General features: G+C 43.0%; 10 protein-coding genes. 5 read left to right on the plus strand and 5 right to left on the minus strand.

Translation table 11 applies throughout. The features are described 5' to 3' along the window. Nucleotides 1–1,206: an ABC transporter permease gene (locus tag MURRU_RS06355; RefSeq protein WP_014032616.1), complete on the plus strand. Its 1,206-nt coding sequence runs from the start codon at nt 1–3 to the stop codon at nt 1,204–1,206. On the opposite strand, the gene dusB is transcribed toward MURRU_RS06355, so the two are convergent. Together dusB and MURRU_RS06365 are read right to left on the minus strand one after the other, a co-directional pair. After that, nucleotides 1,203–2,195 carry a tRNA dihydrouridine synthase DusB gene (dusB, locus tag MURRU_RS06360; RefSeq protein ID WP_014032617.1) on the minus strand — a complete coding sequence of 331 codons (993 nt, stop codon included), beginning with the start codon at nt 2,193–2,195 and terminating at the stop codon, nt 1,203–1,205. The genes MURRU_RS06355 and dusB overlap by 4 nt on opposite strands. Before the next feature lie 52 nt (nt 2,196–2,247). Next, nucleotides 2,248–4,668, minus strand: coding sequence for an outer membrane beta-barrel family protein (locus tag MURRU_RS06365; RefSeq protein WP_014032618.1), 2,421 nt, complete (start codon nt 4,666–4,668; stop codon nt 2,248–2,250). 151 nt (nt 4,669–4,819) lie between these two features. On the opposite strand from MURRU_RS06365, the gene lepA reads away from it, so the two are divergent. Next, complete coding sequence (lepA, locus tag MURRU_RS06370; protein ID WP_041801835.1) at nt 4,820–6,616, plus strand: translation elongation factor 4; 1,797 nt, start codon at nt 4,820–4,822, stop codon at nt 6,614–6,616. Nucleotides 6,617–6,866: 250 nt separating this feature from the next. Here lepA and MURRU_RS06375 read toward each other — a convergent pair whose 3' ends face one another. From MURRU_RS06375 to MURRU_RS06385, 3 genes are all read right to left on the minus strand, one after another. Further along, on the minus strand, nt 6,867–7,316 hold the full coding sequence (locus MURRU_RS06375; RefSeq protein ID WP_041801365.1) for a DIP1984 family protein: 450 nt from the start codon (nt 7,314–7,316) through the stop codon (nt 6,867–6,869). Between the two features lie 181 nt (nt 7,317–7,497). Next, nucleotides 7,498–9,267 (minus strand): SLC13 family permease, encoded by a 1,770-nt coding sequence (locus tag MURRU_RS06380; protein ID WP_014032621.1) that lies wholly within the window; start codon nt 9,265–9,267, stop codon nt 7,498–7,500. 122 nt (nt 9,268–9,389) lie between these two features. Next, entirely contained in the window at nt 9,390–11,243 is a 1,854-nt protein-coding gene (locus tag MURRU_RS06385; protein ID WP_014032622.1) for a cation:proton antiporter, read from the minus strand. A gap of 209 nt (nt 11,244–11,452) precedes the next feature. Here MURRU_RS06385 and MURRU_RS06390 point away from each other — a divergent pair, with 209 nt between their 5' ends. The 3 genes from MURRU_RS06390 to MURRU_RS06400 are packed head-to-tail and all read left to right on the plus strand — an operon-like array spanning nt 11,453 to nt 15,852. Continuing rightward, entirely contained in the window at nt 11,453–12,319 is an 867-nt protein-coding gene (locus MURRU_RS06390; protein ID WP_014032623.1) for an MBL fold metallo-hydrolase, read from the plus strand. A 26-nt stretch (nt 12,320–12,345) separates the two neighbouring features. Then, the gene (locus tag MURRU_RS06395; RefSeq protein WP_014032624.1) at nt 12,346–13,995 is read left to right on the plus strand and encodes a S8 family peptidase; all 1,650 of its coding nucleotides are present in this window, start codon (nt 12,346–12,348) and stop codon (nt 13,993–13,995) included. A gap of 3 nt (nt 13,996–13,998) precedes the next feature. Then, complete coding sequence (locus MURRU_RS06400) at nt 13,999–15,852, plus strand: M1 family metallopeptidase (protein WP_014032625.1); 1,854 nt, start codon at nt 13,999–14,001, stop codon at nt 15,850–15,852. Nucleotides 15,853–15,927 lie beyond the last annotated feature (75 nt).

Below are 15,927 nucleotides of genomic sequence, written 5' to 3' on the forward strand. Positions count from 1 at the left end.
TTGAACTTTCCTCTTTATATCGCAAAACGTTACTTACGGTCCAAAAGCAGCCAAAATGCGGTAAATATTATCAATTTCATTACTTTTTTGGTGATTGTGATAGGTTCCGCGGCGCTTTTTATCGTGCTTTCCGCTTTTGCCGGTCTAAAAACGTTCAGCCTATCTTTTTCCAATACGTTTGACCCCGATTTAAAGGCTTCGCCCACCATTGGGAAGCATTTTACCATTTCTCCCGATGAAGAATCGGCGCTTGGCAATATCGAGGGGTTGGCCAATTTTTCCAAAGAATTGGAAGAGCGGGCCTACCTTACCTATAAAGAAAAAAGTACCATTGCCTACATAAAAGGGGTGGATGAAAACTACCGAGCCGTCACTGGAGTGGACAGTACCCTAATTTTCGGAAATTGGGGCTCGGATGTTTACAATGGAGTAATTGGTATCGGGATTTACAATTTATTGGGTGTACCTATGAACAACCGTACTGCTATGGAAGTTTTGGTCCCAAAACCCGGTGAAGGTTCTTTTTCGCAACCGGGATTCAACCCAAAACCATACGACGACCTTGCTTTGGTGGTAAGCGGCGTTTATGCGGTCGAAGAAAGTTTAGATAAAAAATACGTGTTTGCTCGGCTTCCTTTGGTTCAAGAGCTATTGCAGAAAGATAGTACCGAAGTCTCTGGCATCAATTTTAAATTGATGGAGAATGCCTCTCCCGATCGCGTTAAAAGCTCCATTGCAGATGTTTTGGGGGATAAAGTATCGGTTTTGACGCGTCGTGAGCAAAACACCTCGCTCTACCGAATGCTGAACACGGAAAATTTGGCAACCTATTTGATTTTTACCCTCGTTTTGATCATTGCCCTGTTTAATGTGGTTGGAGCTATCATCATGATGATTTTGGACAAACAGCAGAACTCCAAAACATTGTTTAGTCTTGGCTCGACCATCAAAGAATTGCGTCGTATTTATTTTATACAAGGTATATTGGTCACCTCTTTTGGTGGTTTGATAGGTGTACTGATCGGGTCTTTGTTGATCGGTTCCCAACTGGCGTTCGGATGGTTGAAAATAACACCATCCCTGGCCTATCCCGTAGAATTCAATGTCATCAATTTGCTGATTGTAATCGGAACAATCGTGGTTTTGGGCTTTATTTCTTCAAAAATTGCAAGCAGTCGAATTACCGAAAAGTTAGTTTCCGCCTAAGCGAACTGGTAATCCCCAAATTTTTCTTCTACCTCATCAAAAGCAGCAAACACATCCGCGGCATCATCGCTGGTCACCATTTTCATTCGGTATTCCTTAAAATGGGGTATGCCCTTAAAGTAATTGGTATAATGTCTTCGGGTTTCAAAAACGCCTAATTTTTCACCTTTCCAATCAATGGCCATTTGCAAATGCCTACGAGCGGCCTCCACACGTTCTTGCATTGTGGGTGGCGCTGAATGTTCGCCTGTTTTAAAGTAGTGTTTCACCTCTTTAAAAAACCAAGGATATCCAATGCTCGCCCTTCCGATCATGGCTCCATCCAATCCGTATTCATCACGCATTTTTACCGCCGCTTCGGGCGTGTCCACATCGCCGTTACCAAATACGGGAATATGCATCCGTTGGTTGTTCTTTACCTCGGCAATGGGTTTCCAGTCGGCCTCACCTTTGTACATCTGAACACGTGTACGACCGTGGATGGAAATTGCTTCAATTCCCACATCTTGCAGTCGTTCGGCAACCTCAACAATTTTAATGGAACTGGTGTCCCACCCCAATCGGGTTTTCACCGTTACAGGCAATTTGGTGCGTTTTACGATTTCTTCGGTAAGCTTTACCATCAATGGAATATCCCGCAAAATACCTGCTCCGGCGTTTTTACAGACCACCTTTTTTACAGGACAGCCAAAATTGATATCGATGATATCCGGGTTGGATTTCTCCACAATATCCACTGCCTGTAACATGGAGTCGAGTTCTGCGCCAAAAATCTGGATGCCCACGGGACGCTCTTTTTCATAAATATCCAGTTTAACAACACTTTTGGCGGCATCCCTGATCAATCCTTCGGAAGAAATAAACTCGGTATACACCACATCGGCGCCCTGCTCCTTGCACAATTTACGGAAAGGAGGGTCGCTCACATCTTCCATCGGAGCTAGAAGAAGCGGAAAATCAGGGAGTTCTATGTTTCCAATTTTTGGCAAATCCTTCGTTTTTTTGGATTGCAAAAGTACAAAATAGGTGATAACCAAAAAGCTAGTTTTGCGATTCTAGTCTGTCGCGCTCATTTTTGTCGATGCCCCTCTGATTATCCTCTAATCTAAAATTCCCAAAATTATAGGTGAAACCAAAGCGGATAAACTGCGTTTCGGGACGTCTGCGATAAAAGTTGTCTTGGTTAAGGTACTGCGAACGATAGGTGGGCACATATTGCTCCAAAATATCCTCTGCCGCAAGCGAAAGGGTTATCTTATTGTCGAACAAAGTTTTTCGCAACCCAATCGTCAAATTAAACTGCTCGTCCGATACGTAAGAACCAAAAAGAAACCGGGAAATGTACGTTGCGGCCACCTCTCCCGTGAACGTTCCATCACTGGACAACGTTAAATAATTGCCCACATAGGCATACACCCCATTTACCTCGTTGGTAAAGGGTACATTTCCGCTTTGCTCCGCCAAAAAGGTTTCTTCCTCATGAAAAATTGATGTGTAGGCGTACATATACCATGGGGGCAAAATGGATTTGCTCAAAGTAAAGTCCAAACCGTAGGATTTGCTTTCCAACACATTCTGCTTAAGCTCCACCAAGGTTTGATTGTCATTGTCCTGAAAGACCAGGTACGAAATGTTACTGCCATTGTCCCGATAGTAAATGTCGAAGAAATATTCGCTTTTGAGCGTATAGTTTAAGTTAAAGTTGTTGCTAAAGCTGGGTCTCAAACCGGGGTTTCCCTCTTCGTAATCATTTTCGTTGTAGAAAAAGCGAAAGGGATTAAGGTCGTTGTACTTGGGACGGTTAATATTCCTTCCATAATCAAAAGAAAAACTGTGCTTGCCCGATGGTGAATAGAGCAAATAAAACGATGGGAACGGTTCAAAAAAGTCCTGCGTATTGGTCTCGTTCAAGGTCAACGACCTCCCCTCGGCCTCCGTAAGCTCTCCACGAACTCCTAACTTCATCGACCATTTCTCCCAATTCTTCACAAAGCTCATGTAGGCTGCATACACATTTTCATCATAGGTGTACAAATCCGATAAGGAAGAATCAACCGTATTGCTAGAGCCATTAAAGTTGAAAAAGTTCACCTTGTTTTCGGAAGTAATCGACGAGATCTTTGCTCCCGTTTCAAAAGATGCATTGCCAATTGGTGTGGAATAATCCAACTGCCCGGTAAAAATTCTAATCTCTTGATCAGTATCGGAATCAAACCCAAAGTCCCGTAAAAAAGTGCCGTCCGCATCAAAATAATCGGATGCAAGGCGTTGGAACGTCTCCCCGTTAAAATAGGTGTAATGCCCATTGGCTCGTATCTGTGCCCCTTCCTTTCTTAGTTTGTGAACATAGGTGAGGTCAAACGCCAAGTTGGTGTTGTCCATATTGGCGTTGTTCTGGGTGGTAAATGTGGAGTCCAATTGGGCTTGGGCATTCCTCATTTCGTTGCTGAGCAATGTTTGCTGCTCTTGATCTAAATTAAAAAGCAGGTTGGAGGTCACATTCAAACTGTTTCTGTCATCAAAATCATAATCCAGAATAAAACTTGCATTTTGCGACTGCGACCTATCCGTTTGATTATAATCCGTATCCCAAACGGAAAAAACATCATTGGCATCATCCATAAAATTGATGCCCTTTTTCGTTTTGTTCACGTCCTTCTTTGGATTGATGGTATAGTTGGCAAACAGGTTGAGTTTGTCAGTTTTGTAATAATGGCTGGTACCCATACTGAATTTTGGAAAAACAGCTTGGCTAAATGTCCCGTTGATGCTTCCCTTGTATCCCGGAACAATGTTTTTGCTGGTAACGATGTTCAAAATAGGGCCTCCTTCGGCATCATACCTTGCAGGAGGATTTGCAATTACTTCAACAGATTTAATATTGGTGCCCGAAAGTCCCTGCAACAAATCCCGAACTTCTTGTCCGGACAATTGGACCTTTCGATCATTAAGGTAAACTGTGGCGTTTTGGCCACGAATCAATAAATCATCTTGGTTTACGATTACACCAGGGGTGCTTTTTAGAATATCCCATGAAGTTCCTTGTGAAACCACTGTATTTTCTACCGAAAAGACCAGTCTGTCTGGTAATCTTTTTAATTTAGGGCGCTGAGCCGATACCACAACCTCATCCAGTTCGTTGTTTTCTAAAGGAATAATCAAAGCGCCCAAGGAAACATCCTTGGCAATATCCAAAGGTCTGGGTTCGGAGCCCCTGCCCACATAACTTGCCTGTAACAAATAGAGGTCCGGTTCCACTTCGGACAGTACAAAAAAGCCTTTCTCGTCGGCAGATGTCCCTTGAACAAATGTGGAATCGGTAGCCTGAAGCAGCAAAATGTTGGCGTAGGGAATAATCTGATTCTGTTCGTCCACGACCTTACCAGAAATTGTAAAGGTTTGGCCGTATGCGCCGCATATTGCAAAAAACACCAATAAAAAAGTAGCGGTGTGGTTCTTCATTATAGGTTTGGGTTGATTGTCAAATCTATGAAATAATTTTTGAGCGGGATGGGCGGTAATTTTCTTATTGAGAAAAAACCATTTGCGGGTATTTAAAACAATTATATTTGCAGTTGATTATGTCCCTTTTTTAGGGTATGTTATTGTTGATATGGAGAAGATCAGGAATTTTTGCATCATTGCACACATTGACCACGGCAAAAGCACCTTGGCAGACCGCTTGTTGGACTTTACCGGTTCGGTGACCGAACGCGAAAAACAAGACCAGTTGCTGGACAATATGGATCTTGAGCGTGAACGGGGCATTACCATTAAGAGCCACGCTATTCAAATGGACTACGTTCACAACGGCGAAAAGTATGTGCTCAACCTGATTGATACTCCCGGACACGTTGATTTTTCATACGAAGTATCGCGTTCCATTGCCGCCTGCGAAGGTGCCCTACTGGTAGTTGATGCGGCACAAAGCATTCAGGCTCAGACCATTTCCAACCTATACTTGGCATTGGAAAACGATTTGGAAATTATTCCCGTGCTCAACAAAGTGGATCTTCCCAGTGCAAACCCAGAAGAGGTTACCGATGATATTGTAGACCTATTGGGCTGTAAACCGGAAGAGGTAATCCCGGCAAGTGCTAAAACAGGACTTGGTATCGAGGAGATTCTTACAGCAATTATTGAGCGCATACCTCCTCCCAAAGGGAATCCCGATGAGTCTCTCCAAGCTCTTGTTTTTGATTCGGTATACAATCCGTTTAGAGGTGTTGAAACCTATTTTAGGGTGGTAAACGGAGAAATCACAAAAGGGCAAAAAATAAAATTTGTGGCCACCGGAAAGTCTTACTATGCCGATGAAATTGGCACCTTAAAATTGACCCAGTTCCCTAAAAACAAGATTTCTACGGGCGATGTGGGCTATTTGATCACCGGAATAAAAGATGCTCGCGAGGTAAAAGTAGGGGATACCATCACAGATTCCGCAAACCCGACCAAAAACCCCATTGGCGGTTTCGAGGATGTAAAACCTATGGTTTTTGCAGGTATTTACCCTGTTGACACGGAAGATTTTGAGGATCTGCGTTCTTCGATGGAAAAATTGCAACTCAACGACGCCTCCTTGGTATTTACGCCTGAAAGCAGTGCTGCATTGGGCTTTGGGTTTCGATGTGGTTTCTTGGGAATGTTGCACATGGAAATCATCCAAGAACGTTTGGAACGTGAGTTTGACATGACCGTGATTACCACAGTGCCCAACGTGAGTTACCACGCATATACTACCAAAGGTGACCCAGACCCTATAATTGTCAATAACCCCACGGATTTACCGGACCCATCAACTATAGACCGCGTTGAGGAACCTTATATTAAGGCAACCATCATCACAAAAGCTGATTTTGTGGGCAACGTAATGTCGCTCTGTATTGAAAAGCGTGGACAAATTGTTAACCAGACATATCTGACCACAGAACGTGTAGAGCTGGTTTTTGATATGCCTTTGGCGGAAATCGTTTTTGATTTTTATGATCGTTTAAAAACCGTTTCCAAAGGATATGCCTCTTTTGATTATTCCCCAACAGGAATGCGTGCCTCAAAACTGGTTCGTGTGGACATCCTTTTAAATGCCCAACCTGTTGATGCACTTTCTGCCCTGGTACACTTTGACAATGCTTACCACATCGGTAAAAAAATGTGTGAAAAGCTAAAAGAGCTTATCCCAAGACAGCAGTTCGATATTCCGATCCAGGCTGCCATTGGCTCCAAAATTATTTCTAGGGAAACCATAAAAGCGCTACGGAAAGACGTTACCGCCAAATGTTATGGTGGGGATATTTCACGTAAGCGTAAATTGTTGGAAAAGCAGAAAAAGGGTAAAAAGCGGATGCGCCAAGTAGGTAATGTGGAAATTCCACAACAAGCCTTTATGGCCGTGCTGAAGCTTAATGATTAATCTTCCAGGTTTTTTTAATGATGCACTTTATGGAAAAGGGTGTAGTGCATACTTTGAGTAAATGTTGTTTTAATCCAAAATCGGGGTCTATCATGACTGTTGAACCATTTGTTTTGAAGTTTGATTACAATTTTCTTGAAGCTTGAATTTTATATTGCTACAAAATCAAATCAAAATTGTACATCGCATCTCTTGCATTTGGTGATTTTGATCTCCACAACAGTTACCGCATTTCTGCACTACACTTTAATTATATTGTTGTTTTGTAATTATGGGCATCCAACTCTTGTTGGATTTTACTGATTTCATTTCCCAATTCCACAACACTCTTATCTCTTTCTTGTGTTTTAATAGATGATTCCCAAACATAGGTTTCGGATTTAGAGTAAAGGCTTTTTCCCAGAGGAGCTTTTCCCTCGGTAGTGGGAATGTTTTTTAAAAAACGAATCTGTGTCTTGAGTTCGGATAACCGATAAATCTTTTCCTGAACAGGCTGATTTGCCCGGGTAATTCTCGTTTTTATGGAAATTAATTCTTCGATTGTATTGTTGAGTTCGGCCATTACCTCTTTTGGATCATATGCCCTTGGGTTTCCCTCAATTACGCAATTATATGATGATATTCTGTTTTGTAGTTCTAAAATATTTCTAACAAGTTGGTTTTTTTCTTTTAACGCTTCAACTATCGTCATATGTTTCATGTTTTAAACTTAAAGATGTAAAATAACCAAACAGCAAGCCTTTATGGTCGTGCTAAAGTTGAATGATTAGCACACCCAACTTTTAAAGATTAATATGGTTAATAATGCACCAAAGTACTTGTACTCCATCATTTATTTGCTCTTCAATTGACGGATGCGAAAAAAAGCGTGTCCTTCTTAATTATTTAAAAGGAAAAAAGTAAGGGATTACAAAAGTGGCGGCAATCCAGATAATGATATTAAGCGGTGTCCCTACCTTTAAAAAATCATTGAACTTGTAGTTTCCCGGCGCATAGACCATGGTATTGGTGGGATAGCTTACGGGCGTCATAAAAGTAAGGGAGCAAGCAAACATCACCGCGACCAAAAAAGGCCGCTCACTCACCTCCATTGCCGCGGCAAGACTAATTACTATCGGGGTCATAAGGGCCGCTGTGGCTTTGCTGGAGAGCACATTGGTGCTCAAAAAAGTGACCAAGTACAAAATGCTCAGGGTAACTTGGGCATCGTAACTTCCCAAGGTCTGCTCTATAAAAAGGGCAATTTTTTCGGCCCCTCCGGTTTTTTCAAGGGCCGTTCCCATGGAAAGCACACCTGCCATCATAAAAATGACCTTCCATTCCACTGCTTCGTAAGCTTCCTTTGGTTTTAAGGTGGAGGTGGCCACCAACAACAGAGCGCCAACCATACTGCTGATCAAAATGGAGGTAAGATTAAGCGAAGCCGCAAGCACCACCCCCACTGCAATAACAAGGGCAGGAATGGCTTTTTTTAAATTGACTTTTCCGTGCTTGTGCTCGGAAAGGGCCACCACTAGGTTCTGGGCAACCAATGCGTCCACATCGGCCCCGGTGCCCAAAATCAGTAACATGTCCCCTTCTGTCAACTTTACATCGGCGAGCTTTTCATACAAAATTTCCCCACGCTGCCTTATGGCCAGGACAGAGCCATTGTATTGTCTCCTAAAATTAAGGGAGCGAAGAGATCCCTCTGTCAGTTTGGAACCAAAGGGAACAATAACCTCATAAATGTGTTTCTCAAGTTCTGCTTCGTCCAACTGTTTGTCCCCAGTGATCTTATATCCTTTTAAGCTTCGGATGCCGTTGAGTGCTTTCGGGGGAATCATAACTTTCATTACGTCTCCTTCCAATATAAATGTTTCGGGGCCAATGTCGTGCTTGAGCGAACCCGCCCTCAGTATGGCCAGAACCTGTACATTGTGATCATTGACCAATCTGGATTTATGCAACGGTTTTTTGATGTCGAGACAATCCTTTTCCACCAGTAATTCGGTAATGTACTTTTCAGCTTCTTTGGCAAGTGCGTTCTGTTCCTTTTCTGCCTTGGGCAACAGAAGGGGCGCCACAAAAAAGATGTAGGCAAAGCCAATTATGGCCAAACAAAGTGCCGCCAAACTGAATTCGAACATCCCAAAGCCCTCCAGCCCATATTCTTCGGTGTAACTGCTCACCAAAATATTGGTGGAGGTGCCTATCAAGGTACAGGTGCCCCCAAAAAGTGCTGAAAATGATATGGGGATCAACAGCATCCCCGGGGAAATTTTGGTTTCCCTACAAACGGTAAGGGCAATGGGCAAAAGTAGTGCCACTACGGCTGTATCGTTCACAAAAGCGGAAAACATGCCCGCAATGAGGCAAAATGTGATCAGGGCAATGCTGTAATGTATTTTGGCCAGCTTTATGATCCTATGGCCAAGACCATCCAAGATTCCTGAGTTGAACACCCCGGCACTTACCACGAACATACACCCAAGTGTTAAGGTGGCCGGATGGTTAAAACCCGAAAAACCTTCTTTTGGACTAAGGACGCCCGCCACTATGAACAGGGCCATAATAATGATGGATGTGGTATCTATAGAAAAATAGTCCTTTATAAAAAGGACAATCCCTATGCAGATGATGACAATGGTAATGATCAAATCGCTGTCCATGGTGTCCCTAATTTACAATTCTGTTCGTTGTTTGGCCACCTTTTTTCTGTCCCGATCCTGTCAATAGTGAGTGAGTCGAGCCACAATCTAAACCATTTTCGACTCTTCTACAGAAAACTACCTTAATCTGTTTTGGGATTCTCTCCCTCTTTTGCCACTTCTATCTCTTTACCCAAATAAACCAGTTTGTAGCCTTCACCTTTAGGGGTAAAGTCCTTACTGTTTGCTGGAATGATTTCAATGCTTCCATCGGGAGATTTTGTGAACAACGGAACAATATCCCGCTCTTCGTAGGTAATGTCAATCAACTTGTCGTAGTGTTCCTTATCCTCCAATTCAATTTCGTGGATAACCGGATGCTTTCGTACAGTATCCATCAGTTGGATAAAATCATCCGTATGGGAAAAGAGTCCTTCTTTTGGGTTGTTCTCCGGGTCATTCACCTCTTCGGTGTTTACCAAACGAAACGCTCCGTTTTCACCAAATTGTTTTTGGAATTTATCTATGGCAAACTTGTTAATATCGGAGTTCCCTGTAAGTGCCATTAAATAACCCATGTCGTTCAACTCAATATTGTCTACAAGCGTATCGGAGAAAATATTGGCCGAAAGGGCTTCCAAACCTAATTTCTTTGCTTTATCAACATTGCTTTGGTTATTGTCTATCAGTACTACATGCCTATTGTTCTTTCTCAAATAATTGCCAATAAGTCGGGATAGCTTGGATGCGCCAATAATTAAAATGCCTTCGGACTTTTTTAAGAACACACCAACTAGCTTGGCAAACAAACGTGCCGTAGTGGCATTTAATAGTACCGTACCCAAAACAATCATAAAAACCAAAGGGGTGATGTATTCGGCCCCAGGTTCTCCCCTTAACATTAATTTAGAACCGAAAAGCGAAGCAATACCCGCAGCAACGATCCCTCGTGGACCGACCCAGCCAATAAAAAGTTTCTCATTGAGTTTTAAATTGGATCCCTGCGAACTTAAAAACACCCCCAAGGGCCGTATTATAAATACGATTACTGCAAAAAGAGCGACCGTGTTCCAGTTGTAGATCAGCTCCATGTCGCTAACATTGATGTTGGCCGCCAACAGGATAAAGAGAATCGAAATCAACAACACACTAAGGGATTCCTTAAAATAAAGCAGTTCTTTAAGATTGGGTAGGTTCATATTTCCCATGACCATACCCATGACCACCACGGCCAACAGACCGGATTCGTGGGCAAACAGGTCCGACTCCACATAAACAAGGAGTACGGTGGACAGGGAAACCACGTTCAACAGATAATGTGGAATAAAGTTCTTTTTTATGGCGAAAGCCAGTGCGTGGGCGAACGTAAACCCAAAAGTGGTCCCGAACAGAATAATTTTGCCAAACTCGATGAGCGCTGTTTGTGTAAACGCCTGCCCTTCCCCTACACTGATGAATTCAAAAACCAATACGGCAACCAGTGCTCCGATGGGATCGATCAGGATTCCTTCCCATTTTAACACGGCCGACACGTCTTTTTTGAGAGGAATGTTTCTCAAAATAGGTGTAATAACCGTAGGTCCGGTAACGATAATCAGCCCAGAGAACAAAAATGAAATTTGCCACGACAGCCCAAAAATATAGTGAGCTGCAACACCCGCCCCAAAAAATGTGACTATGGTTCCAATGGTGATCAATTTGGTAATTACGGGTCCTACGTTGGATATTTCTGCCCGTTTAAGGGTAAGACCGCCTTCAAAAAGAATAACACTAATGGCCAAGGACACAAAATAATAAAGTCCCTCTCCCGGGAACAGCCCTTTTTCGCCGTTCCAGATGGGCTCTATTAATTTTGACCCATCTTCTGTGTATAAGGTTGCGATGGGGCCCACCAATAAACCAATCAAAATTAAAGGTAAAATGGCCGGCAATTTAAATCGCCAAGCCACCCACTGTGCAATAATGCCAAGAATTATAATTCCCGCAAGTTCTAGCATGGTCTAAGTTTTGTGGAAATTTAATGTTTTTCTTTTAGATAATCATTCTTGTACATGGTCACCAACTAGATTGAAGAAACCTAATGGTGGAAATCTTGCCAGATTTAACAGCACTCATCCCATTTTTGTTAAAATACGGCCAATATGTCCTTAATTTTTCGGCATTTGGACTGTGCTTTTGTTATTTTGCAAGCCATTTTATTTTCTAAATGACAATTTATCCCATAGAGACCGGTAATTTTAAATTAGATGGAGGTGCCATGTTCGGCGTGGTTCCCAAGTCTATTTGGAACAGAACCAACCCTGCAGACGGCAATAATATGATCGATCTTGCAGCCCGTTGCCTTTTGATCGAAGATGGCGACAGGCTTATTTTGATTGATAATGGCTTGGGCAACAAACAATCCGAAAAGTTTTTTAGCTATTACTATCTCTGGGGCGACCATTCCTTGGACAGGTCCTTGAAAAATGCCGGTTTTCATCGTGATGATGTTACCGATGTTTTTTTGACCCATCTGCATTTTGATCATTGTGGAGGCAGTATCCAATGGAACAAGGACCGTTCCGGGTATGAACCAGCCTTTAAAAATGCCCGTTTTTGGACCAACAAAGATCACTGGGAATGGGCCACCAAACCCAATGCCAGGGAAAAGGCTTCATTTTTAAAAGAGAACCTATTGCCCATGCAACAGAGCGGACAGCTCCATTTTGTGGACAGAAAAGAGGGTTCCTTTGTGGAAAAGTCCGAACTCGGTTTCGGCATCCACTTTGTGGATGGCCATACCGATAAGCAAATGCTCCCTCATTTAAACTATAAGGGCAAGACCTTGGTTTTTGTGGCCGACCTAATTCCGACCGCGGGCCATATTCCCCTACCCTATGTAATGGGGTACGATACCCGCCCTTTACTGACCTTAAAAGAAAAATTAGATTTTTTAAATGCTGCTGTGGAAAACGATTGGCTCTTGCTGTTTGAACACGATGCCCACAACCAAATATGTACTCTTAAACAAACTGAAAAAGGAGCTCGTTTGGATCAGCTGTTTTCCTATGACGAACTATTCAAAATGCAATAACCTTACACTTTTTACAAATACATTCTATGAATCGCACATATAACAAACTATCATTCTTATCCCTATCTGCCGCCCTATTTTTAATGGGTTGTGGATCCACGGCCTTGGTCTCTACCCCTGTTGAGAACATTGATGCCGTTCCCTTAAAAATTTCTGAGCTTTCCGAAGCGGAGAAAAAGCATTGGGGACACCTCGACCTTATTGCGGACACCATTCCCGGCATGAGCGTAGACAAAGCTTACGATGAAATCATAAAGAACAAAAAGGGCAAAACCGTTGTGGTGGCTGTTTTGGATTCGGGCATGGATTTGGAGCACGAAGATTTAAAGAATGTTCTTTGGACGAACACCGATGAAATCCCCAATAATGGTAAAGATGATGATGGCAATGGTTATGTGGACGATATACACGGCTATAACTTTTTGGGAGACTCCTATAATGAACAACTGGAATATGTTCGCATGCTTCGTTTGAATATTGGAGATGCATCCGAAAGAGCTGAAGCAAGACTTTTATTGGACAAGGAATATCCCGAAGCAGTTCAGAACAAACAACAATACGAACAAATATTTCAGGTGGTGAAAGGTGCGGACGAACTTGTAAGGAACGAACTTGGGAAAGAAACATACACGAAAGAAGACTTGCTTTCCATTGAGCTAAAAACCGCCCAAATGGAACAGAGTGTTGCTGTGTTGACACAGATGTTCACCTATGGTGAAAGCATCCCAAAAGTATTGGAGGAACTAAAAGAAGGAATTACATATTTTACCGAACAAGCCAATTACAACCTCAACAAAGATTTTAATGGTAGAACACCTGTGGGCGATGATCCTTATGATATTACCGACGTTCCCTACGGTAATGGCAACCCAAAAAACATGGTGGATACCGAAAGCCACGGAACCCATGTTGCTGGGATTATAGCTGCAACACGAAACAACGGTATTGGGGTGGACGGTGTGGCCAATAATGTGGAAATTATGAGTGTTAGGGCAGTTCCCAATGGCGATGAATACGATAAAGACATCGCTCTTGGCATTCGCTACGCTGTCGACAACGGTGCGTCCATCATCAACTGTAGCTTTGGAAAGTCCTTTTCCCCTAAAGCGGAATGGGTTTACGATGCCATAAAATATGCTGCTTCCAAAGATGTGCTTATTGTTCATGCCGCAGGTAACGACGGAGAAGACTTGGAAATCCCTGAAAACAGAAATTATCCAAACGATGATATGGGTCAAAGTCAGGAGTTTGTGGATAATATGATTACTGTTGGGGCACTTTCCAGCAGCTATGGGTCTGAGATGGTGGCCTCTTTTTCCAATTATGGAAACCATCGTGTTGATGTATTTGCTCCAGGTGCCGAGATTTACTCTACCATGCCCAATGGTGAATACGAGTTTCAAGGTGGGACCTCCATGGCCGCTCCCGCGGTTGCAGGTGTTGCGGCACTTGTTCGTTCCTATCATCCGGAACTGTCCGCATCACAGGTAAAAAACATCATCATGCAGTCCGGTCTTAGAACAAAAAGGTCGGTTATTGTAGCGGGTGACGAGACCAAAACCGCCACTTTCGATAAAATTTCTAAATCCGGCAAAATGGTCAATGCCTATAATGCCTTAATTTTGGCAAACAACATCTCAAAAGGTACAATGACCTTAGAAAGTAATTCAAAATAATATATGAAGCGTTTACAATCCCTCTTTTTTACAGCCTTTTTCGGGGCCACTCTTTTTTTAAGTGCACAAAATTCGGGCAGCTGGCAACAGCATGTGGACTATACCATGGATGTACAAATGGATGTGAAAACATACCAATACACCGGTACTCAAAAATTGGTTTACACCAATAACTCTCCGGATGAATTGAGCCGTGTTTTTTATCATTTGTACTACAATGCCTTCCAGCCCGGTAGTGAAATGGATATCAGGCTCCTAAACATCAAAGACCCGGATAAAAGGATGATGGAAGACGGGAAAAGCAGGATTGCATCGCTTTCGGAAAGTGAAATGGGGTATTTGCATGCCAAATCCTTAACGCAGGACGGCCAACCCGTTTCTTTTACCGAGGAAGGAACCATTCTTGTGGTGGATTTGGCGAAACCTATTCCAGCAGGAGGAAAAACGACTTTGGAAATGTCTTTTGAAGGTCAGGTTCCCCTTCAAATAAGACGTTCTGGAAGAAACAGTAAAGAAGGTGTTGCGCTTTCCATGAGCCAATGGTACCCCAAACTTTCGGAATACGATTTTGAAGGCTGGCATCCAAACCCTTACATAGCCCGTGAATTCCATGGCGTGTGGGGCGATTTTGATGTGAAAATCACTTTGGACAAAGATTACACGGTCGGAGGTTCCGGATATCTTCAAAACCCGCAAGAAATTGGACATGGTTATGAAACACTCGGCACCAAAGTAAAAACCAAGGGCAAAACATTGACATGGCACTTTAAAGCACCCCAAGTACACGATTTTATGTGGGCCGCTGATCCAGAGTACATCCACGATGTTTATAAAATGGAAGATGGTCCAGCCCTTCATTTCTTGTACAAAGACAACCCGGAATTCAATGAAAACTGGGAAAAACTTCAGCCTAAAACGGCGGAAGCCATGGCATTTTTTAGTAAAAATATTGGCAAATACCCTTACGAACAATATTCAGTAATTCAAGGCGGTGATGGTGGAATGGAGTATGCCATGAGCACCTTGATCACCGGCGAACGTGAATTTGGTAGTTTGGTCGGGGTAATGGTGCACGAAATGGCGCACTCTTGGTTCCAACATGTACTGGCAACCAACGAGTCCGAACACGAATGGATGGACGAGGGGTTTACTTCTTTCATCAGTAGCCTGTGCATGAACCAAATTATGGAGCAGAACAAGCAAAACCCTTTCGAGGGGTCGTACAGGGGCTATTATGCCTTGGTCAACTCCGGTTTGGAAATGCCACAGTCCACCCATGCCGATAGATACACCACGAATTTTGCTTATGGTGTTTCAGCTTACAGCAAAGGATCCATATTCCTTTCTCAACTGGGGTACGTAATCGGTCAAGATAAACTAATGGAAACCATTCAAAAATATTTCGAAGACTTTAAGTTTAAGCACCCCGTGCCCAACGACATTAAAAGAACAGCAGAAAAAGTATCGGGAATGGAGCTTAATTGGTACTTGACCGATTGGACACAGACAACCAACACCATAGATTACGGTATTAAAAGTGTTGAGGCTGATGGGGACAAGACCACGGTAACCATGGAACGCATCGGTGAAATGCCCATGCCTTTGGATATTTTGGTTGTAGGTGCCGATGGAACACAAGAAACGTACTATGTGCCATTGCGCATGATGTATGGGGAAAAAGACAACCCTTACCCCAATCTAAATCGCACTGTTTTAGAGGATTGGCCCTGGGCTTACCCAACTTACGAGTTTACGTTGGATATGCCTTTGGACAATGTTCAAGCCATTATGATAGACCCATCGCAATTGATGGCCGACGTGGATGGGGAAAACAACGTATATCAAGCAGGGGAATAAGACCCTCTTTCCTATAAATTATTTTGAAGGGCGGCCCGATTGTGCCGCCCTTTTTATTATGAAAAGGCTCATTTT

The organism is Allomuricauda ruestringensis DSM 13258 (assembly GCF_000224085.1).
Classification (GTDB): Bacteria; Bacteroidota; Bacteroidia; order Flavobacteriales; family Flavobacteriaceae; genus Flagellimonas; species Flagellimonas ruestringensis.

What these genes read in the sequence shown, in the direction of transcription:
- MURRU_RS06385 (WP_014032622.1), bottom strand. Translation starts at nt 11,243, where the DNA reads ATGCTAGAACTTGCGGGAATTATAATTCTTGGCATTATTGCACAGTGG.
- MURRU_RS06365 (WP_014032618.1), bottom strand. Translation starts at nt 4,668, where the DNA reads ATGAAGAACCACACCGCTACTTTTTTATTGGTGTTTTTTGCAATATGC.
- MURRU_RS06390 (WP_014032623.1), top strand. Translation starts at nt 11,453, where the DNA reads ATGACAATTTATCCCATAGAGACCGGTAATTTTAAATTAGATGGAGGT.
- MURRU_RS06400 (WP_014032625.1), top strand. Translation starts at nt 13,999, where the DNA reads ATGAAGCGTTTACAATCCCTCTTTTTTACAGCCTTTTTCGGGGCCACT.
- MURRU_RS06380 (WP_014032621.1), bottom strand. Translation starts at nt 9,267, where the DNA reads ATGGACAGCGATTTGATCATTACCATTGTCATCATCTGCATAGGGATT.
- MURRU_RS06395 (WP_014032624.1), top strand. Translation starts at nt 12,346, where the DNA reads ATGAATCGCACATATAACAAACTATCATTCTTATCCCTATCTGCCGCC.
- lepA (WP_041801835.1), top strand. Translation starts at nt 4,820, where the DNA reads ATGGAGAAGATCAGGAATTTTTGCATCATTGCACACATTGACCACGGC.
- MURRU_RS06375 (WP_041801365.1), bottom strand. Translation starts at nt 7,316, where the DNA reads ATGAAACATATGACGATAGTTGAAGCGTTAAAAGAAAAAAACCAACTT.